At 67.9% G+C, this 22,139-nt stretch carries 28 protein-coding genes; 12 read left to right on the forward strand and 16 right to left on the reverse strand.

Going from position 1 to position 22,139, the window contains the following annotated elements; genetic code table 11:
• Window positions 1-76 precede the first annotated feature (76 nt).
• The gene (locus tag A5759_RS26460; protein WP_090346444.1) at window positions 77-208 is read right to left on the reverse strand and encodes a hypothetical protein; all 132 of its coding nucleotides are present in this window, start codon (window positions 206-208) and stop codon (window positions 77-79) included.
• Window positions 209-326: 118 nt separating this feature from the next.
• On the reverse strand, window positions 327-869 hold the full coding sequence (locus A5759_RS06945; RefSeq protein WP_066847472.1) for a DoxX family protein: 543 nt from the start codon (window positions 867-869) through the stop codon (window positions 327-329).
• A 152-nt stretch (window positions 870-1,021) separates the two neighbouring features.
• Here A5759_RS06945 and A5759_RS06950 point away from each other — a divergent pair, with 152 nt between their 5' ends.
• The 3 genes from A5759_RS06950 to A5759_RS06960 are packed head-to-tail and all read left to right on the forward strand — an operon-like array spanning window position 1,022 to window position 4,600.
• Complete coding sequence (locus A5759_RS06950) at window positions 1,022-3,304, forward strand: MMPL family transporter (RefSeq protein WP_068195495.1); 2,283 nt, start codon at window positions 1,022-1,024, stop codon at window positions 3,302-3,304.
• Window positions 3,301-3,981, forward strand: coding sequence for a TetR/AcrR family transcriptional regulator (locus A5759_RS06955; protein ID WP_068195498.1), 681 nt, complete (start codon window positions 3,301-3,303; stop codon window positions 3,979-3,981). Before A5759_RS06950 ends, A5759_RS06955 begins: the two co-directional genes overlap by 4 nt.
• Entirely contained in the window at window positions 3,962-4,600 is a 639-nt protein-coding gene (locus tag A5759_RS06960; RefSeq protein WP_068195500.1) for a bifunctional 2-polyprenyl-6-hydroxyphenol methylase/3-demethylubiquinol 3-O-methyltransferase UbiG, read from the forward strand. Before A5759_RS06955 ends, A5759_RS06960 begins: the two co-directional genes overlap by 20 nt.
• Window positions 4,601-4,626: 26 nt before the next feature.
• Here the strand turns inward: A5759_RS06960 and A5759_RS06965 are convergent, their stop codons facing one another.
• On the reverse strand, window positions 4,627-5,340 hold the full coding sequence (locus A5759_RS06965) for an NAD-dependent deacylase (RefSeq protein WP_068195503.1): 714 nt from the start codon (window positions 5,338-5,340) through the stop codon (window positions 4,627-4,629).
• Between the two features lie 36 nt (window positions 5,341-5,376).
• Between A5759_RS06965 and A5759_RS06970 the strand changes: the two genes are divergently transcribed.
• Window positions 5,377-5,742, forward strand: coding sequence for a GntR family transcriptional regulator (locus A5759_RS06970; protein ID WP_066847485.1), 366 nt, complete (start codon window positions 5,377-5,379; stop codon window positions 5,740-5,742).
• Window positions 5,743-5,752: 10 nt separating this feature from the next.
• On the opposite strand, the gene A5759_RS06975 is transcribed toward A5759_RS06970, so the two are convergent.
• From A5759_RS06975 to A5759_RS06985, 3 genes are all read right to left on the reverse strand, one after another.
• Window positions 5,753-6,529 (reverse strand): class I SAM-dependent methyltransferase, encoded by a 777-nt coding sequence (locus tag A5759_RS06975; protein ID WP_082961790.1) that lies wholly within the window; start codon window positions 6,527-6,529, stop codon window positions 5,753-5,755.
• 89 nt (window positions 6,530-6,618) lie between these two features.
• Window positions 6,619-7,140 (reverse strand): DUF1697 domain-containing protein, encoded by a 522-nt coding sequence (locus A5759_RS06980; protein WP_068195509.1) that lies wholly within the window; start codon window positions 7,138-7,140, stop codon window positions 6,619-6,621.
• A complete protein-coding gene (locus A5759_RS06985; protein WP_068195511.1) occupies window positions 7,140-7,976 on the reverse strand; it encodes a class I SAM-dependent methyltransferase in 837 nt (278 codons plus the stop codon). Before A5759_RS06985 ends, A5759_RS06980 begins: the two co-directional genes overlap by 1 nt.
• A gap of 30 nt (window positions 7,977-8,006) precedes the next feature.
• Here A5759_RS06985 and A5759_RS06990 point away from each other — a divergent pair, with 30 nt between their 5' ends.
• Both A5759_RS06990 and A5759_RS25895 read left to right on the forward strand, forming a co-directional pair.
• Window positions 8,007-8,450 carry a PPOX class F420-dependent oxidoreductase gene (locus A5759_RS06990; protein ID WP_068195514.1) on the forward strand — a complete coding sequence of 148 codons (444 nt, stop codon included), beginning with the start codon at window positions 8,007-8,009 and terminating at the stop codon, window positions 8,448-8,450.
• Window positions 8,451-8,492: 42 nt separating this feature from the next.
• Window positions 8,493-8,660: a DUF5302 domain-containing protein gene (locus tag A5759_RS25895; RefSeq protein ID WP_094289178.1), complete on the forward strand. Its 168-nt coding sequence runs from the start codon at window positions 8,493-8,495 to the stop codon at window positions 8,658-8,660.
• On the opposite strand, the gene A5759_RS06995 is transcribed toward A5759_RS25895, so the two are convergent.
• The 3 genes from A5759_RS06995 to A5759_RS07005 form a co-directional block, all read right to left on the reverse strand.
• Complete coding sequence (locus A5759_RS06995) at window positions 8,657-9,826, reverse strand: MFS transporter (RefSeq protein WP_369816171.1); 1,170 nt, start codon at window positions 9,824-9,826, stop codon at window positions 8,657-8,659. The two genes, A5759_RS25895 and A5759_RS06995, sit on opposite strands and share 4 nt — an antisense overlap.
• A 111-nt stretch (window positions 9,827-9,937) precedes the next feature.
• Window positions 9,938-11,569 carry a cation acetate symporter gene (locus A5759_RS07000; RefSeq protein ID WP_068195520.1) on the reverse strand — a complete coding sequence of 544 codons (1,632 nt, stop codon included), beginning with the start codon at window positions 11,567-11,569 and terminating at the stop codon, window positions 9,938-9,940.
• Complete coding sequence (locus A5759_RS07005; protein WP_068195522.1) at window positions 11,566-11,916, reverse strand: DUF485 domain-containing protein; 351 nt, start codon at window positions 11,914-11,916, stop codon at window positions 11,566-11,568. The genes A5759_RS07000 and A5759_RS07005 overlap by 4 nt, the downstream gene beginning before the upstream one ends.
• Before the next feature lie 111 nt (window positions 11,917-12,027).
• Here A5759_RS07005 and A5759_RS07010 point away from each other — a divergent pair, with 111 nt between their 5' ends.
• Window positions 12,028-12,606 (forward strand): HhH-GPD-type base excision DNA repair protein, encoded by a 579-nt coding sequence (locus A5759_RS07010; RefSeq protein ID WP_068195525.1) that lies wholly within the window; start codon window positions 12,028-12,030, stop codon window positions 12,604-12,606.
• Here the strand turns inward: A5759_RS07010 and A5759_RS07015 are convergent.
• The gene (locus A5759_RS07015) at window positions 12,603-12,983 is read right to left on the reverse strand and encodes a recombinase family protein (protein WP_064397985.1); all 381 of its coding nucleotides are present in this window, start codon (window positions 12,981-12,983) and stop codon (window positions 12,603-12,605) included. The two genes, A5759_RS07010 and A5759_RS07015, sit on opposite strands and share 4 nt — an antisense overlap.
• 92 nt (window positions 12,984-13,075) lie before the next feature.
• A complete protein-coding gene (locus A5759_RS07020) occupies window positions 13,076-13,735 on the reverse strand; it encodes a nitroreductase family protein (RefSeq protein ID WP_068195528.1) in 660 nt (219 codons plus the stop codon).
• 47 nt (window positions 13,736-13,782) lie between these two features.
• On the opposite strand from A5759_RS07020, the gene A5759_RS07025 reads away from it, so the two are divergent.
• On the forward strand, window positions 13,783-13,929 hold the full coding sequence (locus A5759_RS07025) for a DUF1059 domain-containing protein (protein ID WP_066808023.1): 147 nt from the start codon (window positions 13,783-13,785) through the stop codon (window positions 13,927-13,929).
• Between the two features lie 179 nt (window positions 13,930-14,108).
• Here A5759_RS07025 and A5759_RS07030 read toward each other — a convergent pair whose 3' ends face one another.
• Both A5759_RS07030 and A5759_RS07035 read right to left on the reverse strand, forming a co-directional pair.
• Window positions 14,109-15,119 (reverse strand): hypothetical protein, encoded by a 1,011-nt coding sequence (locus A5759_RS07030; RefSeq protein ID WP_068195531.1) that lies wholly within the window; start codon window positions 15,117-15,119, stop codon window positions 14,109-14,111.
• A 66-nt stretch (window positions 15,120-15,185) separates the two neighbouring features.
• Window positions 15,186-15,758 carry a hypothetical protein gene (locus A5759_RS07035; RefSeq protein ID WP_068195533.1) on the reverse strand — a complete coding sequence of 191 codons (573 nt, stop codon included), beginning with the start codon at window positions 15,756-15,758 and terminating at the stop codon, window positions 15,186-15,188.
• Window positions 15,759-15,936: 178 nt separating this feature from the next.
• Here A5759_RS07035 and A5759_RS07040 point away from each other — a divergent pair, with 178 nt between their 5' ends.
• A complete protein-coding gene (locus A5759_RS07040) occupies window positions 15,937-17,097 on the forward strand; it encodes a mannosyltransferase (protein WP_068195535.1) in 1,161 nt (386 codons plus the stop codon).
• On the opposite strand, the gene A5759_RS07045 is transcribed toward A5759_RS07040, so the two are convergent.
• Window positions 17,075-17,359, reverse strand: coding sequence for a 4a-hydroxytetrahydrobiopterin dehydratase (locus A5759_RS07045; protein ID WP_068195538.1), 285 nt, complete (start codon window positions 17,357-17,359; stop codon window positions 17,075-17,077). The genes A5759_RS07040 and A5759_RS07045 overlap by 23 nt on opposite strands.
• 27 nt (window positions 17,360-17,386) lie before the next feature.
• On the opposite strand from A5759_RS07045, the gene A5759_RS07050 reads away from it, so the two are divergent.
• Window positions 17,387-17,779, forward strand: a complete 393-nt coding sequence (locus A5759_RS07050) for a (deoxy)nucleoside triphosphate pyrophosphohydrolase (protein ID WP_068195541.1) — start codon at window positions 17,387-17,389, stop codon at window positions 17,777-17,779.
• On the opposite strand, the gene A5759_RS07055 is transcribed toward A5759_RS07050, so the two are convergent.
• Together A5759_RS07055 and A5759_RS25900 are read right to left on the reverse strand one after the other, a co-directional pair.
• Window positions 17,773-18,036, reverse strand: a complete 264-nt coding sequence (locus tag A5759_RS07055; protein ID WP_068195547.1) for a hypothetical protein — start codon at window positions 18,034-18,036, stop codon at window positions 17,773-17,775. The genes A5759_RS07050 and A5759_RS07055 overlap by 7 nt on opposite strands.
• Window positions 18,037-18,109: 73 nt before the next feature.
• Complete coding sequence (locus tag A5759_RS25900) at window positions 18,110-18,280, reverse strand: hypothetical protein (RefSeq protein WP_094292898.1); 171 nt, start codon at window positions 18,278-18,280, stop codon at window positions 18,110-18,112.
• 55 nt (window positions 18,281-18,335) lie between these two features.
• Here A5759_RS25900 and typA point away from each other — a divergent pair, with 55 nt between their 5' ends.
• Entirely contained in the window at window positions 18,336-20,225 is a 1,890-nt protein-coding gene (typA, locus tag A5759_RS07060) for a translational GTPase TypA (protein WP_156616840.1), read from the forward strand.
• Between the two features lie 50 nt (window positions 20,226-20,275).
• Window positions 20,276-22,138, forward strand: coding sequence for an ABC transporter family substrate-binding protein (locus tag A5759_RS07065; RefSeq protein WP_197505981.1), 1,863 nt, complete (start codon window positions 20,276-20,278; stop codon window positions 22,136-22,138).
• Window position 22,139 lies beyond the last annotated feature (1 nt).

The following is a 22,139-nucleotide window of genomic DNA, read 5'->3' on the forward strand; positions in this document are numbered from 1 at the left end:
AAGCATCACAGAACCGGCTCTGGCCCTCGAGGCCGAACCGTCGGAGCGAATGCGCGACCCCTCGGCGCGCGTTCGGTCAGACGGCGGTGCGCAGGGTGTGCTCGTCGTCGAGCTGCTCCGAGGTATCGCCTTCTACCAGGACGTCGCCGTGGTAGAGCGCCTCGAAGTCGACCTTGATGACATCGGCACTGGTGTCGTCGATCCACATGTACTCGACAGTAGGGGTCACCCTTAAGGAATCTTTGAGTCACGATTCGGAATACTGTGGCAATTCTTACCGCCAAGTAGGGTCGCGGACTACTCACCAGTAGCGATTTGCTGGCCCGCTAGGCCCCGGCCGTGAAGTGGATGGGGTTGGTGCCCAGCAGCGCCACCCAGGTCAGGATCGCGGCTGCGAATGCCACGACCAGCAGACCCACGGCTACGCGCCGACCCCACGACACGCGGCCCCACACCTTGGCGTCGACCGAGTACGCGCCCGCCCCGAGGAACAACAGTGCAGCGGCGCCGACCCCGATCAGGAACGGCACGTTGAACGGTTCGGACCAGAAAGCCGACTGCGACACGTTGACGGCCCAGGCATCGACCATCGCCGCGATCACCGCGCACGCAGCCAACGGCGTCAGCACACCGAAGATGAGTCCCAGGCCGCCGAGCGTCTCGGCCGCGGTGACCATGAACGCGGCCAACCCCGGCAACCGCCACCCGGCGGACTCCATGAAACCGACCGTGGTGCCGAAGTCGAAGGCCTTGATGAGGCCGGCCTGAAGGATGGCCGCGCCGACACCGATTCTCAGGATGAGCAGGCCGATGTCCATCGCGGTGTCGCGCGTGGTGGTGGCGGTGGTCGCCGCGTCTGTCGTTGTCATGTCGATTACGACTACCAGGAACGTCACAACTCATCGCGAAGAATCGCAGTGAACGCGGCGGGTCCGTGATTCGTGTGTCCGAGAGGGGCGTTGCGCTGGTGACTTACCGTTGTTAAGTTACCGACGTTAGTCCAGAGCCGAGAGGACGCCGAGTGCTGCAGCGAATCGCACATCTGGCCATAGCGGCGCCCCGGCGCATCATCGCGATTGCGGTCCTGGTGATGGTCGCGTGCGGGATCTTCGGCATCCCTGTCGCCAAACACCTCTCCGCGGGCGGTTTCCAGGACCCTACGTCGGAGTCGGCGAAGGCCACCCAGCTCTTGGTCGACAAGTTCGGTCAGGGCGACATGGAGCTGATCCTCAGCGTGCATTCCGACGAGGGCGCGCAGAGCCCGACCGCCCGCGCTGTCGGGGAGGAACTCGCCGCCGAACTGCGGGCCGCACCGTCCGTCGTCGGGGTGACCTCGCTGTGGAGCGCACCGCCGACCGCCGCGCCTTCGCTGATCAGCGAGGACGGGAAGACCGGGTTGATCGTCGCCGGTATCACAGGCGGTGAGAGCGCCGCGCAGAAACATGCCAAGGAACTCTCCGAGCGTCTCGTGCACGACCGCGACGGCGTCACCGTGCGCGCCGGCGGCGAGGCCATGATCTACGTGCAGATCAACGGGCAGAGCGAAAGAGACCTCCTGAAGATGGAGGCGATCGCGATCCCGCTGTGCTTCGTGGCGCTGGTCTGGGTGTTCGGCGGCCTGCTCGCCGCCGCGCTGCCGTTGGCCATCGGTGGTCTCGCGATCCTCGGTTCGATGGCGGTGCTGCGCGGCGTCACCTACCTCACCGATGTGTCGATCTTCGCCTTGAACCTCACGGTCGCACTCGGTTTGGCGCTCGCAATCGACTACACGCTGTTGATCATCAGCCGGTATCGCGACGAGCTCGCCGATGGCGTGGAACCCGACTCGGCGTTGGTGCGCACGATGGTGACCGCCGGGCGCACCGTGTTGTTCTCGGCGATGACGGTCGCGCTGTCCATGGTCGCGATGGTGTTGTTCCCGATGTACTTCCTGAAGTCGTTCGCGTACGCGGGAATTGCGGTGGTGACGTTCGCGGCCGTCGCTGCGGTGGTGGTCGCGCCCGCGGCGATCGTCCTGCTCGGCGACCGGTTGGATTCGCTGGATGTGCGGCGGTTCGGTCGACGGCTGTTCGGCAGGCCGGAGCCGGAGCGCAAACCGATCGAGCAGTCGTTCTGGTACCGCTGCACGAAAGTCGTGATGCGCCGGGCGCTTCCGATCGGGCTCGCGATCGTCACGCTGCTGCTGGTCCTCGGCGCGCCGTTCCTCAACGCCCGCTGGGGGTTCCCGGACGAGCGGGTGCTGCCTCAGTCCGCGTCGGCGCGCCAGGTCGGCGACGAGCTGCGCAACGACTTCGCCGTCGACTCGGCCCGCAACATCACCGTCGTCATACCGGACACCAAGGGAATCACGCCCGCGATGGTGGACCGTTACGCCGCCGATCTTTCGCGGGTTGCCGACGTGTCGTCGGTGTCGGCTCCGGGCGGCACGTTCGTCGACGGTAGTTCGGTCGGGCCGCCGTCGGCCGCGACGGGCGTCAAGGACGGCAGCGCTTTTCTCACGGTCGCCAGTGAAGCGCCGCTGTACAGCGATGCCTCCGAAGCGCAGCTGGACCGGCTGGAGGCCGTGACCACTCCCGCCGATGTTCCGGTGCTGCTGACCGGCACCGCACAACTGAACCGGGACAGTGCCTCGGCGATCACGTCGCGGCTGCCGCTGGTGCTCGGGGTGATCGGGGCCATCACGTTCGTGCTGCTCTTCCTGCTCACCGGGAGCGTGGTGCTGCCGGTGAAGGCGTTGATACTCAACGTCTTATCGCTGACGGCCGCATTCGGTGCGCTGGTGTGGATCTTCCAGGAAGGCCATCTCGGCGCGCTGGGCACCACGCCGACGGGAACCTTGGTGGCCAACATGCCGGTGTTGTTGTTCTGCATCGCGTTCGGGCTGTCGATGGACTACGAGGTCTTTCTGGTCTCGCGTATCCGCGAGTTCTGGCTGCAGTTGGGCAAGGACCCGGCGATGTCCGCGCGTGCCCGCAACGACGAGAGCGTGGCGCTCGGCCTGGCCAGGACCGGCCGCGTGGTGACCGCGGCGGCGCTGCTGATGTCGATCTCGTTCGCCGCGTTGATCGCCGCGGAGGTGTCGTTCATGCGGATGTTCGGCGTGGGGCTGACGCTGGCGGTGCTGGCCGACGCAACGCTGGTGCGGATGGGACTGGTGCCGGCGTTCATGCATCTGCTCGGCCGGTGGAACTGGTGGGCGCCCAAGCCGCTGGCGAGGCTGCACGAACGGATCGGCTTCAAGGAGTCCGTCGAACCGTCGCCCGCCCCGGGTGAGAGTTCGGTCGAACCGGCGGGTACGCGATGAAACGCCGACGCGCTCCGCGGGGGTCCGGCGAGCAGCTGCGCGACGAAATCCTCGACGCCACCACCGATCTGCTGCTCGAGTCAGGCAACGCGAAAGAGGTGTCGATCAGGTCGGTGGCGCAGCGGGTCGGGGTGACCCCGCCGTCGATCTACCTGCACTTCGCCGACAAGGACGCCCTGCTCGATGCGGTGTGCGCACGGTACTTCGAGAAGCTCGACGAGGAGATGCAAAGTGTGGCGGCAGGACAGCCGTCGACCATCGAGGTGCTGCGTGCCCAAGGGTTGGCGTATGTCCGGTTCGCGATGAAAACCCCTGAGCTGTACCGCATTGCGACGATGGGAGACAGCCGGCCGGGCAGCGATGTGGATATCGCGCTGAACAGCTCGGCATTCGTGCATCTGCGCAGCGCGGTCGAGGGACTGATGACGGAGGGGACCTATCCACCTGGGGATGCGACCGCGACGGCGCTGGAATTGATGACCGTCGCGCACGGGGTCGCGGCAATGCTGATCTCCAAGCCGTACCTTCCATGGGGGGATGTCGAGGACTTCGCCGACCGGGTCCTGAAGGCCGTATGTCTTGGCCATATCGCCCGGGGCGCGGTAGACCCCGATGCGCCACCACCGGAAACCGTCGCTCAGTTGAAGGGAATGCTCTATGTCGGACACGGTCGATAACCCGTTCTTCGCTCGGTTGTGGACGGTGATGTCCACCCACGAGACCGACGCCATCCGGCAGCTCAGGCGCGAGAACCTCGCCGGCTTGTCGGGACGGGTGCTGGAGGTCGGTGCGGGCACCGGAACGAACTTCGAGTTCTACCCCGACACGGTCAGCGAGGTGGTGGCCGTTGAGCCCGAACGCCGTCTCGCCGAGCAGGCTCAGCGGGCCGCGGTGGGGGCCCGCGTACCCGTCACCGTCAGTGCCGACACGGTGGAGCACTTCGCCGCCGCGGGCAGCGAGCCGTTCGACGCGGTCGTCTGCTCGCTGGTGCTGTGTTCGATCGACGACTCGGATACGGTTCTGCGCCAGCTGCTTTCGTTGCTGCGGCCGGGTGGTGAGCTGCGCTATCTCGAGCACATCGCCAGTGACGGCGGCCGCGGGCGGCTGCAGCGAATCGCCGACGCGACGGTGTGGCCGCGGCTGTTCGGAAACTGCCACACCCACCGCCACACCGAGCAGAGCATCGTGGGCGCGGGTTTCGAGGTCGAGGGTGCTCGGCGGGAATGGACAATGCCGAGGTGGGTGCCGCTGCCCGTCGCCGAGTTCGCGATCGGGCGGGCGGTCAAGCCTGCGTGATGTGTGTGCGCTTCGGAGCGGTGAGGCTAGTTGAGGAGGGCCGGCAGTCGCTGCAGCAGGTTCGGCAGTGCACTGGCCGCCGTTTCGCGCAGTGACGCCGTCGCGGAACCGGACAGCGGTGTGCGTTCCGGGTTGACCTCGATGACCGGGGTGCCGTTGGCCAGTGCGATCTCGGGTAGGCCCGCCGCGGGATAGACGATCGACGAGGTGCCGACGACGATCACCAGGTCGGCGCCGCTGACCGCCTCAACCGATCGCTGCCATGCGTCCTCGGGCAGCGCCTCGCCGAACCAGACCACGTTGGGCCTGATGAGCCCGCCGCACACACACCGCGGCGGGTCGACGGTCTCCACGGGTTCGGGCATGTCGGGTAGCTCACCGGAATACGTCTCCTGGCAGCGATCGCAGCGGAACTCGAACAGGCTTCCGTGCACGTGGTAAACGTTCTTGCTGCCCGCTCGCTCGTGCAGGTCGTCGACGTTCTGGGTGGCGACGTGCACGTCGGCGTAGTCCTGCCAGGCGGCGACGGCCCGGTGGCCATCGTTGGGCTGCACCGCGCTCATCATGCGGTGGCGCCACAGATACCACGCCCACACCTTCTCCGGGTGTGCCCGCCACCCGTCCGAGCTGGAGATTTCATATGGGTCGACCTTCGCCCACAGTCCGGTTTCGACATCGCGGAACGTCGGCACCCCGCTTTCGGCAGAGATGCCCGCACCGCTGAGGACCGTCACTTGCACATGACCAAACTAGCCGCTGTGGGCGATACTGAGCACGTGGCCGGGTTGGGGGATTGGGTACGCATCGACCAGCGCTCGTCGGGGGCCTTGTTCGACCAGCTCAGAACGCAGATCATCGACGGGGTGCGCGACGGCAGGCTGCCGCCGGGAACGCGGTTGCCGACGGTGCGCGAGCTGGCGGGCCAGCTCGGGCTCGCGGTGAACACCGTGGCGCGGGCTTACCGCGAGTTGGAGGCGGCGGGAATCCTCGAAACCCGCGGCCGCTTCGGCACATTCGTCGCACATGCGGATCCCGTCGACGGAGCGATGGCCACCGCGGCGAACACGTTCGTGTCGGCGGCCAAGACGCTCGGCGTCGGCAGGGACGACGCGCTGCGGTATGTGGAAGCGGCGTTCGGTTGATTTCGGCGAGCTAGCCGAATTCGAGCAGGGTGAAGACCGGTCGCACGGAATCGAACCACGGCAGCCGCTGAGCCCCCCACATCAGCGCGTTGAGCACCTTGCCGCGTCCAGGCGGCAGCGCGATGTCGTGCACCGCGCGGATCCCGGGGATCTCGTTGACGAGGTTGGCGACCTGCGAGGGCGTCATGTGGAACGGCATGGGCGGGACGCGGTAGCTGAACGAGGGCCGCAACAGGCCGCGGCTGATCAACCGGGCGAACCACGCCGGTGGCAGCTCGAACAGCATTCGTCCGCCGGGGAAGCGGGCCGCGCACTCGCCGATCAGGCCGAGTGCCTCCTCCGGCTGCAGATACATCAGCAGACCTTCGGCGGTGATGAACACGCCGTGTTCGGTGTCGACCTGGTCCATCCAGCTGTAGTCGAGCGCCGACTGGGCCAGCATGCGCACCCGATCCGATGCGGGCAGCAGACGTCGGCGCAGTTCGATGACCGGTGGGAGATCCACGGTGAGCCACTGAAATTCGTGTCCCACATCAGCGGCATCGATGCGGTAGAAGCTGGTCTGGAGCCCCTCGGCGAGCGCCACCACCGTGGCGCGAGGATGGTCGCCGAGGTAGCGCCGCGTCTCGCGGTCGAACGCCAGGGCCCGCACCGCCATGTCCTGGCGGCGCGACAGCCCGAATTTGGAGAAGTCGAAGTCGATGGAGTCGGCGAGCTGGATCGCCATCGGGTCGTCGATCAGTCGGTCCGGTCGACGGGCCTCCGTGGCCCGCACGTTCAGCGTCATCAGCGCGGTCTCGGAGACACCGGTCAGTATGGTGGCGTCGGCCTTGGCGGACTCGGCGTTCGATTCGGAACTCACCTGCTCGAATGTACCTAGCGCAGGACTTTGTCCAACGTCCGCAGGTTCCTGGTGGTGGTCGAGGACTTGTACCGCTTTTTGCCCATGGTCTTGCCGATCGTGGTGTCGAGCGTCGCGGCCTTGGGCACCTGCCAGTAGATGACGCCATCGCCCCGCTCGATCTTCTCCTCGGGCGCGGCCGACTCGGCCAGGCCGGCGAGCTCGTCGAGCACCTGTTCGTCGGTCACGAACGTGACGTAGGAGTGGTGGTCGGGGACCTCGCGCTCGAACGGGTAAGCGCGTGAGATCGCCGCGACGGTGTCGATCGGGTAGGCCAGCACCCAGGCGTCGTATCCGAACGTGTCGCGCAGCGCCTTCTCGGCCTTCTTCCGCACCGCGTCGACCTTCGACCCGCTCTCGAACAGCACGTTGCCGCTGGCGAGAATCGTTCGCACCGAACGGAATCCGGCGTCCTCGAAGGCCTTCGCGACGTCAGCCATCTTGAGGTTGACGCCGCCCACGTTGACCCCTCGCAGGAAGGCGGCGTAGCGCGTCATCAGCCGAACTCCAGCAGGGTGTGGCTGGGCCGGCCTCTGCGCAGGAAGCCGAGGCGGTCCCACATCGGCGAGGCCAGCACCTTGTACAGTCCACGCCCCGGAATCATGGGGAGGTCGTGGGCGGCGCGCACACCGGGAATGCGCCCCGCAAGCGCGACCGCCTCGTCGGGCGTCATCGCGAACGGCATCGGTGGGGTGACGTAGCGGTCGGAGAGCTTCAGTTTGCCGCGCACCGTGCGTCGACTGAACCAGGGCGGCACGTTGTCGAACACCATCCGGCCGCCGGGGAAGCGGGCCGCGCAGTCGCGGATCAGGCCGAGTGCGTCGTCGGGGTCCAGATACATCAGCAGGCCCTCGGTGGTGATGAACACCCCGTTCGACGCGTCGATGCGGTCCATCCAGCTGCGGTCCAGCGCTGACTGCGCCAGCGGGACGATACGCTCGTCGTGCGGTAACAGCTTCTCCCGCAAGGCCACGACAGGTGGGAGATCGACTGAGTACCAGGTCAATTCGTCGGTGACGCCCTGCCGCTGCAGGCGCCAGAAACTGGTCTGCAGGCCTTCGGCGAGCGCGACCACCGAGGCTTTCGGATGCGCGGTCAGATACTCGCGGGTGGCGGCGTCGAAGGCGAGAGCCCGGACCGCGTGCGACTGATTGGGTCTGCCGAACTTGCCGTAGTCGTAATCGATGGCGTCGAACAGCGCGACCGCCCACGGGTCGCGGAGCACCCCGTCGGAGCGCTTGGCTTCGCTGGCGCGAAAGTACAGCGTCCACAGCGCGGTCGCGGATACGCCTTCGAGCACGTTGCCGTCGATTCGGGGTGCAGGAGCGGTCACATCTCGATGGTAGAGACGTAGGCTTCGAGCATGGGACGCCACGTGTTCGATGACAAACTGCTCGCGTTGATCGGCGGAAACTCCCTGGGCGTCCTGGCGACCATCAAACGCGACGGTCGTCCGCAGCTGTCAAATGTGTCGTACTACTTCGATTCGCGCGCGTTGACCATCCAGGTGTCGATCACCGAGCCGCGGGCCAAGACCCGTAACCTGCGGCGCGATCCGCGCGCCTCGCTTCACGTCAGCTCGGACGACGGCTGGTCCTACGCGATCGCCGAGGGTGACGCGGCACTCACGCCGCCCGCGGCGTCACCGGACGACGACACCGTGGAGGGTCTGATCGCGTTGTACCGCAACATCGCCGGCGAACATCCCGACTGGGACGACTACCGGCGCGCGATGGTCGACGACCGCCGGGTCTTGATGACGCTGCCGATCAGCCACGTCTACGGCATGCCGCCCGGCAAGCGCTAAAAGCGGGCGACGCCCGCCGGCCCCACGGGCTAGGCTGCCGTCATGGCTGAGACACCGGAAGACGACACGAAGCGCAAGTTCCGGGAGGCGCTGGAGCGCAAGAAGGCCAAGTCTGCAGGTGGAGGCGACCACAAGGACGGCGGCGCCAAACAGCCGCGCACGCACGGGCCGGTCGAGCATCGCAGGGAGTTCCGCCGCAAGAGCGGCTAGCGGGACGCGCGCGCTTCGCGGACCAGGATCGCCGCCAGGCAGATCCCGGTGAGCACGGCCACCGCCACCGCGAAACTCACGCCGGCCGTGCGTAATCCCCATTGCTCGGCGGCCAAGCCCTCGCCCACGACGGGCAGCGAGATGGCCACATAGCCGATGACGAAGTAGGTCGAGTTGACCTCGGCGCGGCGGTCGGCCGGGCTGCGTTCGGAGATGGCGGCCAGGCCACGGCTGAAACTCATCCCCTGGCCCGCGCCCGACACCACGGCAGCCGCGATGAGCCCGATCAACGACGAGAGTTGAAGGGCCGCCGCGAGAATCGCCATCCCGGCGACCAGGATCGCGCAGCCGATGGCGAGCGCCCGCTGCGGCTGCATGGTGTTGGTAGCGATCTGGGTCAGGGCGGACGCGGCGAAGATCGAGCCGGCGATGAGCCCGGCAGCGGCCTGGTTGTCGATGCCGACGATTTCGGTCACGAAGGCCGGCGCGACGGCGGCGAACAGGCCGGTGACGGCGAACCCGGCGAAGCCTGCGATCGCGGCGAGGATGAACACCGAGCGCACCTCGGGCGGTACCGCCAGCCGCTGCAGCGCGATGCGTCCGGACCGCGGTGAGGTCTCGGGCACCAGCAGCACCGCCACTCCCGCCAGTGCCGCCAGCACGATGTGCACGATGAAGCTCAGGTGCAGCGGCATCGGCGCGTACTCGACCAACACGCCGGCCAGCATCGGACCGGCCCCCAGCCCGCCGATGTTGGCGACGGTAGCGACCGCGGCGGCCCGGCTGCGCCAGTGCGGCGGTGCGGCCTCGATGACTGCGGCGGTGGCCGTCCCGGTGAAGACGCCCGCGGACAGTCCGGAGAACACGCGCCCGACAACCAACAGCGGCACCGAGTCCGCGACCAGGAACACCCCGGCACTCATCAGCGCCGCGACGACACCGCCGAGCAGCAGTGGGCGCCTGCCGATCGCATCGGACCAGCGTCCGAACGCCAGCAGCGCGAACAGCACACCGCCCGCATAGGCCGCGTAGACCACGGTGGTGGTCGCCACCGAGAACCGCATCTGCTCGCCGTAGAGCGCGTACATCGGCGTCGGCATCGTGGTGCCGAGCATGATCGCCGCGAATGCGTACGCCAGTAGGGGGAACGCCCAGCGCGTGCTCACGCGGGTCGGAGCCTCAGCCACGAGGAGGTGCAACTTTCCGCGCCGAAATTGCATTCCAGCAGGCGGTCACTCGGACTTTGCCTGCCGGAATGCAATTTCGCGCAGTTGAACTCAGTGGGCGACGGCCTTCTCGGCGCCGACGCCGGTCAGCGAGCGCACCTCGAACTCGGCATTGATGTCCGGATCGCCCCGGTCCGATGAGGTCAGGGTGCCCAGGGCGCCGAGCAGGAAAGCCAACGGGATCGACACGATGCCGGGGTTGGCGAGCGGGAACCATGCGAAGTCGACGCTGGGCAGCATCGCGGTCTTCGATCCCGACACGGCCGGGGAGAACACGATCAGCACGATCGTCGAGATCAGACCGCCGTACATGCTCCACAACGCGCCGCGGGTGTTGAACCGCGGCCAGTACAGCGAGTACAGGATGGTCGGCAGATTGGCCGCCGCGGCCACCGCGAAGGCGAGCGCGACCAGGAACGCGATGTTCTGCTCGGCGGCCAGCACGCCAAGGCCGATCGCGAAGACACCCAGCACCACGACCGTGATCCGCGAGACCCGCACCTGCTCGCTCTCGCTGACCCGGTCGCTCTTGAGCACGCTGGCATAGATGTCGTGCGCGAACGACGTTGCCGCCGTGATGGTCAGGCCGGCGACCACGGCGAGGATCGTCGCGAACGCGACCGCCGAGATGATGCCGAGCAGGATCACCCCGCCGAGTTCGAACGCCAGAAGCGGTGCGGCCGAGTTCTGCCCGCCGGGGGCGGCCAGGATGGTGTCGGGCCCGACGAGCGCCGCGGCGCCGTAACCGAGGGCGAGGGTGAATAGGTAGAACGCGCCGATGAGCGCGATCGCCCAGACCACCGAGCGGCGCGCCTCCTTGGCGGTCGGCACCGTGTAGAAGCGCATCAGCACGTGCGGCAGGCCCGCGGTGCCCAGCACCAGCGCCAGCGCCAACGAGATGAAGTTGATCTGCGATGTCAACGACGCGCCGTACTGCGCGCCGGGGGCCAGGACGTCGCGGGCGGCGACGGCCTCGTTCGACGAGCCCGAGACGGCCGACTGGGCTGCGCCGAGGATCTCGGAGAAGTTCGCACCGAACTTGGCGAGCACCCACACCGTCATCAGCGCCGTGCCGCCGATCAACAGCACGGCCTTGATGATCTGCACCCAGGTGGTGCCCTTCATGCCGCCGATCAGCACGTAGACGATCATCAGCACACCGACGACGGCGATCACGACGGCCTGCCCGAAATCGCTGGTGACGTTGAGCAGCAGCGCGACAAGTCCGCCCGCGCCGGCCATCTGCGCCAGCAGGTAGAACAGGCAGACCGCAAGTGTCGTCGTGGCCGCTGCGAGGCGCACCGGGCGCTGCCTGAGCCGGAAACTCAGCACGTCGGCCATCGTGAATTTCCCTGCGTTACGCAGCAATTCGGCGACCAACAGCAGCGCGACGAGCCAGGCCACCAGGAAGCCGATGGAGTAGAGGAAGCCGTCGTAGCCGTAGACCGCGATCGCACCCGCGATGCCCAGGAAGCTGGCGGCGGACAGATAGTCACCGGAGATCGCGATGCCGTTCTGGGGGCCGGTGAACGACCGCCCGGCCGTGAAGAATTCGGTGGCGGTGGCGTTGCGCTTGCTCGCGCGGATCACGATGTACAGCGTCACCGCGACGAACAGCCCGAAGATGCCGATGTTGGCGGCGGGGTTGCCGACGTTCGGGTCGACGGCCAGCAAGGTGGTCATACCGCACCGCCTTCCAGTTTGGTGCGGATGGCCTCGGCCCGCGGGTCAAGCTCGCGGTTGGCAAAGCGTACGTACAGGCCGGTGATCACGAACGTGGAGATGAACTGACCGACGCCGATCAACAGCCCGACGTTGATGTCGCCCCACACCTTGATCGCCATGAAGTCGTGGGCGAAGGCGCCCAGAATCACGTAGGCGGCATACCAGATGAGGAACACCGCGCTCATCGGAAAGACGAAGCGGCGCAGCCGGCTCCGCAGTTCCTGAAACTCCGGGCTGGCCTGCACGGCCCGAAATTCTTCGCCGCTGACCGCGGTGTCCGAGGATGATCGTTGCGTCTCGGGCACGGGCGACTCCTGATCTAGATGTCGTTGCGTGTGCGCAGCCGGGAGACGCGCGTCACGCTCAGCTGATTGCCAGGCAACTCTAAGCCCAAACCTCGGATCTAGACTGGCGTCGTGGCGAAACTGCAGCTTGTCCAAGATCCCGCGGCCGACGCGCTGCTGGAATCCAACCCGTTCGCATTGCTGACCGGGATGCTGCTCGATCAGCAGTACCCGATGGAGGCGGCGTTCGCAGGTCCGAAGAAGATCGCGGACCGCCTCGGTGGCTTCGATGTCCGCGAGATCGCCGACTACGACCCCGAGAAGTTCGTCGAGTTGTGCTCTAAAACCCCTGCAATCCACCGGTTTCCGGGTTCGATGGCTAAGCGGGTACAGGCGCTGGCGCAGTTGATCGTCGATCGCTACGGCGGTGATGCGGCCGCGCTGTGGACCGAGGGCGACCCGGACGGCGTCGAGGTGCTGCGTCGGCTCAAGGCCCTGCCGGGGTTCGGTGAGCAGAAGGCGAAGATCTTTCTGGCTCTGCTCGGCAAGCAGTACGGCGTGACCCCCGAAGGTTGGCGCAAGGCCGCCGGCGACTACGGCAAGGCGGGCTCGTACCGGTCGGTGGCCGACGTTGTCGACGCCGGTTCGCTGGAGAAGGTGCGGTCGTACAAGAAGCAGGCGAAGGCAGCGGCCAAGGCCGCGAAGGGTTAGACCGCGGCGTCCTCGGAATCCAGGCGGGCCAGCGTCTTGATGACGGATGCGACGACGCGGCCGGTGGAGGTCCCGGTGTCGAGGCCCTCTTTGAGAGTGCGGAGCCGAAGGCCGCGTTCGCAGAGTTCGGCGATGGTGCGGGTGACCTCGGTTCCGGTGCGGCCGAGCCGGTCGAGCGCGACCACGACGATGGTGTCGCCGGAACGGGCGTAGCTCAACATGGAGTGTAGGCCCGCGCCGATGCGGTCGGCGGAGTCGGAAAGCCGGTCGGTGAACACCCGTCGGGGGTCGACACCTGCAGCGTTGAGCGCCGCGAGCTGACCCTCGAGGCCCTGCTCGGCGGTGCTTGCTGTGGCGTAGCCCAGCGTGCAGGTCACGTTCCCAAGGTCGCACGAAACACCTGGCGAGCGGAATCGACTACGCCGTATCGAGTCTGGTTGCCGACCGAACTGTTACCGAACGTCACACGTCATGCGCCGAACGGCTTGCCGTCGAAGCGCTCCCTGGTCGCGATCTCGGCGACGGGTTTGCGGGTCAACTTCGTCAGTTGGCGGACCGGCCTACCGAGCGGCAGTACAGCGGCGACCGCGTAGTTGTCCGGGATGCCCAGCAACTCACGAACCCGCGGCTCTTCGGCGACGGCGGCGGTGGTGAGCACACCGCCGTACCCCTCGTTGCGGGCGGCCAGCAGGATGTTCCAGACGAACGGGTACACCGAGGCGCCCGCGACCAGACCCACCCGGTCGAGGTGCTGATCGAACGCGGCCACGACGCCGAGATCGACGCAGACCACGAGCACCACTTCGGCGGTGCGCAGCGGAGACTGGTTCGGTACGTTGACCGCCGCGATGGTCTGCTCGTCAACACCGCAGGGATGCAACGGATTCCACGGGCTCTCACCGTTGCGCAGCTGCGCGATGTAGCGCTTGGCCCCGGGTATCGCGCATTCGATCAGCGCCTCGCGTGTTGCGGTATCGCGCACCACGACGACCCGAGTGCCCTGGCGGTTGCCGCCGCTCGGCGCGAAGCGGGCGTTGTCGAGAATGCGCTCGAGGACGTCGTCGGGCAGCGGGTCGCCGGTGTACTCGCGCACCGCAGCCGTCGTGCGCATGACGTCGTAGAGATCCATGGCTATATCTTGGGCCTGTCGGTGGCGACCTATGCGAAGGTGGGGATATGAAGACGCACCTGAACTGCCCGTGTGGCGAAGCGATTGTCGGTAAGGACGAGGAGGACCTGGTCGAGAAGGCCCAGGCGCATCTGTCCGAGTCGCATCCCGGCCGCGATTACGACCGGGACGCGATCCTCTTCATGGCCTACTGATCCTTTTTCCACACCGACGCGATGGTCGATCGCGGGCGGGCGAATCAGCCAAAACGTCGGTTTGACGACTACTGATCCCGGCGAGCGACCGCATTTGCACGCGCCGGCGCGGCGTGTCGTGATGCAAACACGGCCGCTCGCGGGGATGTGTGTGTGGGCCGCCGGGGGTTGAGGCAGGGTTACGGAACGACCGTCGAGCCGATCGTCGGCATGAACTGGCACTGCCGTTCGGTGGTCGTGACCTGTCCGAAGATCGTCGACAGGATGCTGCCGGAGCCGGTGTCGGCGATCGCCGTCAGAGTGGTCGGCCCCTCGGGGTTGATATCCGAGCGCGGCTTCAGCGTGGCGCTGCCCGACTTACCGGTGGTCAGGTTGACCCAGGTGACGTTGAGCGGCAGCTTCTGCTCGGCCGCGGGGCCGGGCGTGCCGACGGCGGTGAACACGTAAGCGGTCTGACCCGGACCGGGGCCCGGAGTCGGGATCTTCGCGGGCCCGGCCACCGAAATCGCGGTGGCGAGTACGTTTCCGCCGTCGCCCAGGCAATTGTTGCTGATCGACGGGTACATGAAGTCCTGCGTCGGCGGGGCGTCCGGGCCGAAGCCGGGGCCGGGCGCGGCGGCAGGAGCCGGTGCGGGTGCTGGACCCGGAGCAGGCGCGGCCTCCGGAACCGGCGCCGGAGCGGGAGCCGGAGCGGCCTCGGGTGCGGGCGCCGCGGCAACAGCCACCGGTGCAGCCGCAGGCGCGGGTGCCGGAGCGGGAGCGGCCGCAGGTGCGGGCGGCACCTCGGGTGCGGGCACCGCGTCCGGTACGGGTCCGACAGCGTGAGCCGGATTGATCCCGGCCGGCAGATGCGCCTGCTCGCCCGGCACCGCGCCGGGTGCGGGATTGTGCGCGACGAACTGGTTGACCGCCGACGCGACATTGCGCGACTCGGTGGGCGCGACCGCGTCACCGGCGAACACCGCGGCCGCGGCCATCAGCGTCGACGCGGCATTCGTCGGATCCGCGGCGGCCTGCTGGATCGCCGGGCTGATGCCCTGGACCGCCGTCAGGCCGGGCGCCTGCAGCCCGTCGATCGGCGCCGGGGGCGCGGGTTCGGCGCCGGCCACACCGGTCACGCCGCTGGCGAGCAGCGTGGCCGATGAGCCGATCGCGAGGGCGACGGTGGCGAACATCCTTCGAGCTGACATGGCTCCCTCAGAACGTGGTTGTAGTGGTCGTGTCTGCCAGTGGGTGGTTCGGCGTCGCCCCGCGGATCACGGAAGAGCCGACAGCGGCATCAGCAGCGGCGCCATACCCGCGCTGGGCAGTGCCGGGGCAGCGGCAGGCGCAGCGGCGGCCGGGGCCGCGGCGGCGGGTGCGGCAGCCGCCGGCGTGGCCGCCTGTGCGGCGGCGGGCAGGAGGCCGGTCAACGGCGTTCCCTCAGGCAGCAGGGAGGCCAACCCGGTCGGCAGGTTGGACAGCAGGCTGGCCGGGTTGGCCGGTGCGGCCGCAGGCGTGGCTGCGGGTGCCGCCGGCGCCGCGGGCATACCGGGCAGCGATGACGGCGGCTGCGGAAGGGTGACCGTCGCCGTCGCCGACGGAGGCGTCGCGGCCGGGGCGGCGGGGGCCTGAGCGGTGTTCAGCAGCGATGTGAAGCCCTGCATGAGCTGCGTCGCGGCGGCCGGGTTCGACGCCAACTGCTGGATGAGCGGCAACCCCGGCACGCTGGGCGCGGGTGCCGGCGCCGCGGGCTGGGCGGTGGCGGTGGCGCTCAGCGCCAGCGCGGCCGAGACCGCTCCCGCCGCGGCGATCATGGTGGTCGCGAACAGTTTTCCGGTGCTGCGCATGGTTCTCCCAATCAGTTGTGTCGGCACGTCTTCGCCCGAAGCTACGGAGTTACTGGTGTGACTCAAGTGACACGTGTGGCAGTGACTCAACCGTTACGCAAGCGAGGGGTTTCGGTGACCGGCCGATAGAGTCGGGCGGATAGACACCTCGACAAGCGCCGCCCCGTCGACGTCGCGGATGGCCGAGCGACTGGCCGCTGCGGCGCCCGTGCTGTTGGTGATCAGCATCGCCGCACGACTGGCGTGGACCTATCTGGTGCCCAACGGCGCGAACTTCGTCGACCTGCACGTCTACGTCGGAGGTGCCGGCACGCTGGATCAACCCGGCGCGCTCTACGACTACGTCTATGCCGAGCAGACGCCGGACTTCCCCCTGCCTTTCACCTATCCGCCGTTCGCCGCGGTGGTGTTCTATCCGCTTCACCTGTTGCCGTTCGGCCTCGTCGCGTTGTTGTGGCAACTCGGAATCATCGCCGCCCTTTACGGTGTGGTGCGCATCAGCCAGCGGCTCCTGGGTTCCGGCGATCGGCGGACCGCGATGCTGTGGACGGCGGTCGGCATCTGGCTCGAACCGCTGCGCAGCACCTTCGACTACGGGCAGATCAACGTGGTGCTCGTGCTGGCGGTTCTCTATGCGGTGTACAGCACGCGGTGGTGGTTGTCCGGCCTGCTGGTCGGCGTCGCGGCAGGGTTGAAGCTGACGCCCGCGGTCTCGGGGTTGTACTTCCTCGGTGCGCGGCGATGGGGTGCGGTGATCTTCTCAGCGGTCGTATTCGTTGCGACCGTGGGGATTTCGGCCCTGGTTGTCGGCGACGAGACCCGGCGCTACTTCACCGAACTGCTCGGTGACGCCAATCGTGTCGGCCCGGTCGGCACGTCGTTCAACCAATCGTGGCGCGGTGGGATATCGCGGATCCTCGGGCACGACGCGGGGTACGGGCCGGCGGTCGTGGCGGGCATCGCGGTGACGGCGGTGCTGGCGGTCCTGGCGTGGCGCGCGATCGGCGGCGCGTCGGATCGGTTGGGTGCGATCGTCGTGGTGCAGTTGTTCGGTCTGCTGCTCTCACCGATCTCGTGGACACATCACTGGGTGTGGCTGATCCCGTTGATGATCTGGTTGCTGCACGGGCCGTTGAGCGCCCGTCTCGGCGCGCGGGTGCTGGGGTGGGGCTGGCTCGTGCTCACGCTGGTGGGCGTGCCGTGGCTGTTGAGCTTCGCGCAGCCGTCGATCTGGGTGATCTCGCGGCCGTGGTATTTGGCGTGGGCCGGGCTGATCTACGTCGTGGCCACGCTGGCGACGCTGGCCTGGATCGCCGCTACTGGCCGACGATCCCGTTGATGTCGCGGGCCATCTCGACGTCCTTGTCGGTGATGCCGTCCTCGGAGTGCGTCACCAGCGCGAAAGTTACTGTGCGCCATCGGATGTCGATATCAGGATGGTGGTCCTTGGCTTCGGCGTGCTCGCCGACCCGACGGACGGCGGCGATACCGTCGAGAAAGGCCGGGAACTTGATCGAGCGACGCAGGGCGCCGTCGGCGCGCTCCCAGCCGGGCAGGTCGGGCAGTGCGGCGTCTACTTGTTCGTCCGTTAACACAGCCATGGGTTCGACGGTATACCTTCGGTCGCGATGTCAGAGCAGATCGTGGTGGCCGGTGCGCTGATCGACGCCGGGGTGCTGCTGGTGGCGCAGCGCGAGCGGCCGCCCGAACTGGCCGGGCTGTGGGAGTTGCCCGGCGGCAAGGTGTCGGCAAGCGAGACCGACGAGGCCGCGCTGGCCCGCGAGCTACACGAAGAACTCGGCGTGGAAGTGACCGTCGGCGCGCGTCTGGGCGCCGACGTCGCGCTCGGACCGACGACGTCTCTGCGCGCCTACGTCGTCACCCGGACCGGTGGCACCCTGCATCCCAATGACCACCGGGCGCTGCGCTGGGTCACCGCCGACGAACTCGACGGCCTCGCTTGGGTTCCCGCCGACCGCGCGTGGGTGCCGGAGCTGCGCCTGGCGCTGGGGGGTCAGTAACGCAAGCCGTCGCGGACGACGCGCACCGCCGGTTGGTGATGCACCGCGTAGATGGGGTGCAGCAGCGCCGGATGCCGGCAGTGCACGCAGGATTCGCGCGATGCGGTGGTCGACGACAGCGTCAGGTGGTGACAGGTCGCGCATCGCACCACGAAAGCGGCGCCCATCCAGTTGAGCAGTCCGATGTAGATCGCCGCGACTGCGGCGGCCGCCAGCACTCCGATGAGCACCACGGTGAGGATCTCGAAAATCATCATGGCCCGTCTCCCTCCCTCGGGTAACGAGGTCGACGGTAGTCACCGCACCTGCGCAAACGCTGTGAGCTCCGGACTACTTGATCTTGCGCGCCCGCTTGTGCACCTTCGCCAGGTCCTTGCCGCGCAGACCGTTGAGTTCCGCCTTGCGGACCTGGTGCACCACGACCGGGCAGCGCTTACACCGAGGCTTGCTGCGGCAGCACTTCTTCTTTGGCTTGAGGTCGGCGAGCTTGCTGGGCTTCAAGTGACGGACATCTCTCGTTTTCGTGATCGGCCGACCGCACTGCGACAATCTCGAAGTGGATTTTAGGAACGTCGCCATCGTGGCACACGTCGACCACGGGAAGACGACCCTGGTCGACGCCATGCTGCGTCAGTCGGGCGCGCTCACACACCGTGGTGACGACGCCACCGAACGCATCATGGACTCCGGTGACCTCGAGCGCGAAAAAGGCATCACGATCCTCGCCAAGAACACCGCCGTGCACCGCCACCACGCCGACGGCAACGTGACCGTCATCAACGTCATCGACACCCCGGGACACGCCGATTTCGGCGGCGAGGTCGAACGCGGGCTGTCCATGGTCGACGGTGTGCTGCTGCTGGTCGACGCGTCCGAGGGGCCGCTGCCGCAGACCCGCTTCGTGCTGCGCAAGGCGCTGGCCGCCCATCTGCCGGTGATCCTGGTGGTCAACAAGACCGACCGCCCCGACGCCCGGATCAGCGAGGTCGTCTCCGACAGCCACGACCTGCTGCTCGACGTCGCATCGGACCTCGATGAGGAAGCGCAGAAGGCGGCCGAAGAGGCGCTCGGGCTGCCGACGCTGTACGCGTCGGGCCGGGCGGGCATCGCCAGCACCACCGAGCCCGCCAACGGCGAGAACCCGGACGGCACCAACCTCGACCCGCTGTTCGACGTGCTGATGGAGCACATCCCGCCGCCCACCGGCGACCCCGAAGCCCCGCTGCAGGCGCTGGTCACCAACCTCGACGCCTCGGCGTTCCTGGGCCGCCTGGCGCTGGTCCGCATCTACAACGGCAAGCTGCGCAAGGGCCAGCAGGTCGCCTGGATGCGCGAAGTCGACGGCGTACCGGTCGTCACGAACGCCAAGATCACCGAACTGCTGGCCACCGTCGGCGTCGAACGCAATCCGACCGACGAGGCCATCGCCGGCGACATCGTCGCCGTCGCAGGCATGCCCGAGATCATGATCGGCGACACGCTCGCCGATCCGGACCACGCGCACGCGCTGCCGCGCATCAGCGTCGATGAGCCGGCCATCTCGGTCACCATCGGCACCAACACCTCACCGCTGGCGGGCAAGGTGTCCGGCCACAAGCTCACCGCGCGGATGGTGCGCAACCGCCTGGACCAGGAACTGGTCGGCAACGTGTCGATCAAGGTCGTCGACATCGGCAGGCCCGACGCGTGGGAGGTGCAGGGCCGCGGCGAACTGGCGCTGGCCGTGCTCGTCGAACAGATGCGCCGCGAGGGTTTCGAGCTGACCGTCGGCAAGCCGCAGGTGGTGACCCGCACCATCGACGGCAAGCTGCACGAGCCGTACGAGGCGATGACCATCGACTGTCCCGAGGAGTTCGTCGGCGCCATCACGCAGCTGATGGCCGCACGCAAGGGCCGCATGGAGGACATGACCAACCACGCCGCGGGCTGGGTGCGGATGGACTTCGTCGTGCCGAGCCGCGGGCTCATCGGGTTTCGCACCGACTTTTTGACCATCACCCGCGGCACCGGCATCGCCAACGCGGTCTTCGATGGCTACCGGCCGTGGGCGGGGGAGATCCGCGCCCGGCACAGCGGCTCGCTGGTCTCCGACCGCAGCGGTCAGATCACGCCGTTCGCGATGATCCAGCTCGCCGACCGCGGCCAGTTCTTCGTCGAGCCCGGCCAGGACACCTACGAAGGTCAGGTCGTCGGCATCAACCCGCGCGCCGAGGACCTCGACGTCAACGTGACCCGGGAGAAGAAGCTCACCAACATGCGCAGCTCGACGGCCGACGTCATCGAAACCCTGGCCCGGCCGCTGGAACTGACCCTGGAACAAGCCATGGAGTTCTGCGCCGAGGACGAATGCGTCGAGGTCACCCCCGAGGTCGTCCGCGTGCGCAAGGTGGAGTTGAACGCGAGCCTGCGCGCCAGGGCCAAGGCGCGCGCGAAGGCCCGCGGCTGAAACCGGCGGTCGCCGATCGGGCGGGTGCCTCAAAGTTGCCCGATACCCTGTTGGGCGTGCCCGGCCCCCGACGCGTCATCGCCACGTTGTCCGCGATGGTGACACTGTTGGCCGCCTGCACCGTCAGCCCGCCGCCCGCCCCGCAAAGCACCGACACGCAGCAGCAGCCGCCGCCTCCTCCGTTGAAGGCGACGCAGATCATCATGGCGATCGACTGGATCGGCCCCGGCTTCAATCCGCATCTGCTGTCCGATCAGTCGCCCGTCAACGCGGCGATCAGCTCGCTCGTGCTGCCCAGTTCCTTCCGGCCCATCGCCGATCCGAAGACCCCGACCGGGTCGCGGTGGGAGCTCGACACCACGCTGCTGGACTCGGCAGAGGTGACGAGCCGAGAGCCGTTCACCGTCACCTACAAGATCCGACCCGAGGCGTCGTGGACCGACAACGCGCCCATCGCCGCCGACGACTACTGGTACCTGTGGCAGCAGATGGTCAGCCAGCCCGGGGTCGTCGACCCGGCGGGCTACGACCTGATCACCGGCGTGCAGTCGGTCGAAGGCGGCAAGACCGCGGTCGTGACGTTCTCGCAGCCGTATCCGGCGTGGCGCGAGTTGTTCAACGACATCCTCCCGGCTCACATCGTCAAGGACGTGCCCGGCGGGTTCGCGGCAGGCCTCGCGCGGGCGCTGCCCGTGACGGGCGGTCAGTTCCGCGTCGAGAACATCGACCCCCAGCGCGACGAAATTCTGCTGGCCCGCAACGACCGGTACTGGGGTCCTCCGGCAAAGCCCGATCAGGTGTTGTTCCGCAGGGGTGGCGACGCGGCGGCGCTGGCCGATTCGATTCGCAACGGTGACACGCAGGTCGCCCAGGTGCACGGCGGGTCGGCCGTGTTCGCCCAACTGTCCGCGATTCCCGACGTGCGCACGGCGCGCATCGTCACGCCGCGTGTGATGCGGTTGAGTCTGCGGGCCCAGCAGCCCGCGTTGCGGGAGTCGCAAGTGCGCAAGGCGATCCTGGGGTTGCTCGACGTCGACCTTCTCGCCGCCGTCGGCGCGGGCGACGACAACACGGTGACGTTGGCTCAGGCTCAGGTGCGCTCACCGTCGGATCCGGGTTACACCCCGACCGCGCCGCCCGCGATGGCCAAGGAGGACGCCCTCGGGTTGCTGGCCGACGCGGGGTACGAGGTGGAACCCGTCGTGACCAGTGCGCCGCCCACACCGGGAACCCCCCCACCGGACGGCGACCGTGGGCGCATCGCCAGGAACGGTGAGCCGTTGACGTTGGTGATTGGGGTGGCGGCCAACGACCCGACGTCGGTGGCCGTGGCCAACACCGCGGCCGACCAACTGCGCAACGTCGGCATCGCCGCATCGGTGTCGGCGCTCGACCCCGTGGCGCTCTACGACGATGCGTTGCCCAATAACCGGGTCGATGCGGTGGTCGGCTGGAATCAGGCGGGCGGCGATCTGGCCACGTCGCTTGCGTCGCGCTACGGCTGCCGGGCGCTGGAGGCGACCCCGGTGGCGACGGTCCAACCCGGCCCAAGGGCGACTGCTCCCGCGACCCCGACACCGAGCACGACGCGGCCCACACCCACCGCGACGACGCCGAGTCCACAGCCCGAACCCGAAACCGACGAACTGGTTCAGGCGCCGAGCAACATCACCGGGATGTGCGATCGCAGCATTCAGCCGAAGATCGACGCCGCGCTGGATGGCAGCGAAGACATCGCCGATGTCATCACCGCCGTCGAACCGCGCCTGTGGAACATGGCGACCGTGCTGCCGATCCTGCAGGACACCACGATCGTGGCATCGGGTCCGAGCGTGCAGAACGTCAGCCTGTCCGGTGCCGTGCCGGTCGGCATCGTCGGTGACGCGGGCGAATGGGTGAAGACCAAGCAGTAGT

It is taken from the genome of Mycobacterium sp. 852014-52144_SCH5372336 (assembly GCF_001665615.1).
Taxonomy (GTDB): domain Bacteria; phylum Actinomycetota; class Actinomycetes; order Mycobacteriales; family Mycobacteriaceae; genus Mycobacterium; species Mycobacterium neumannii_A.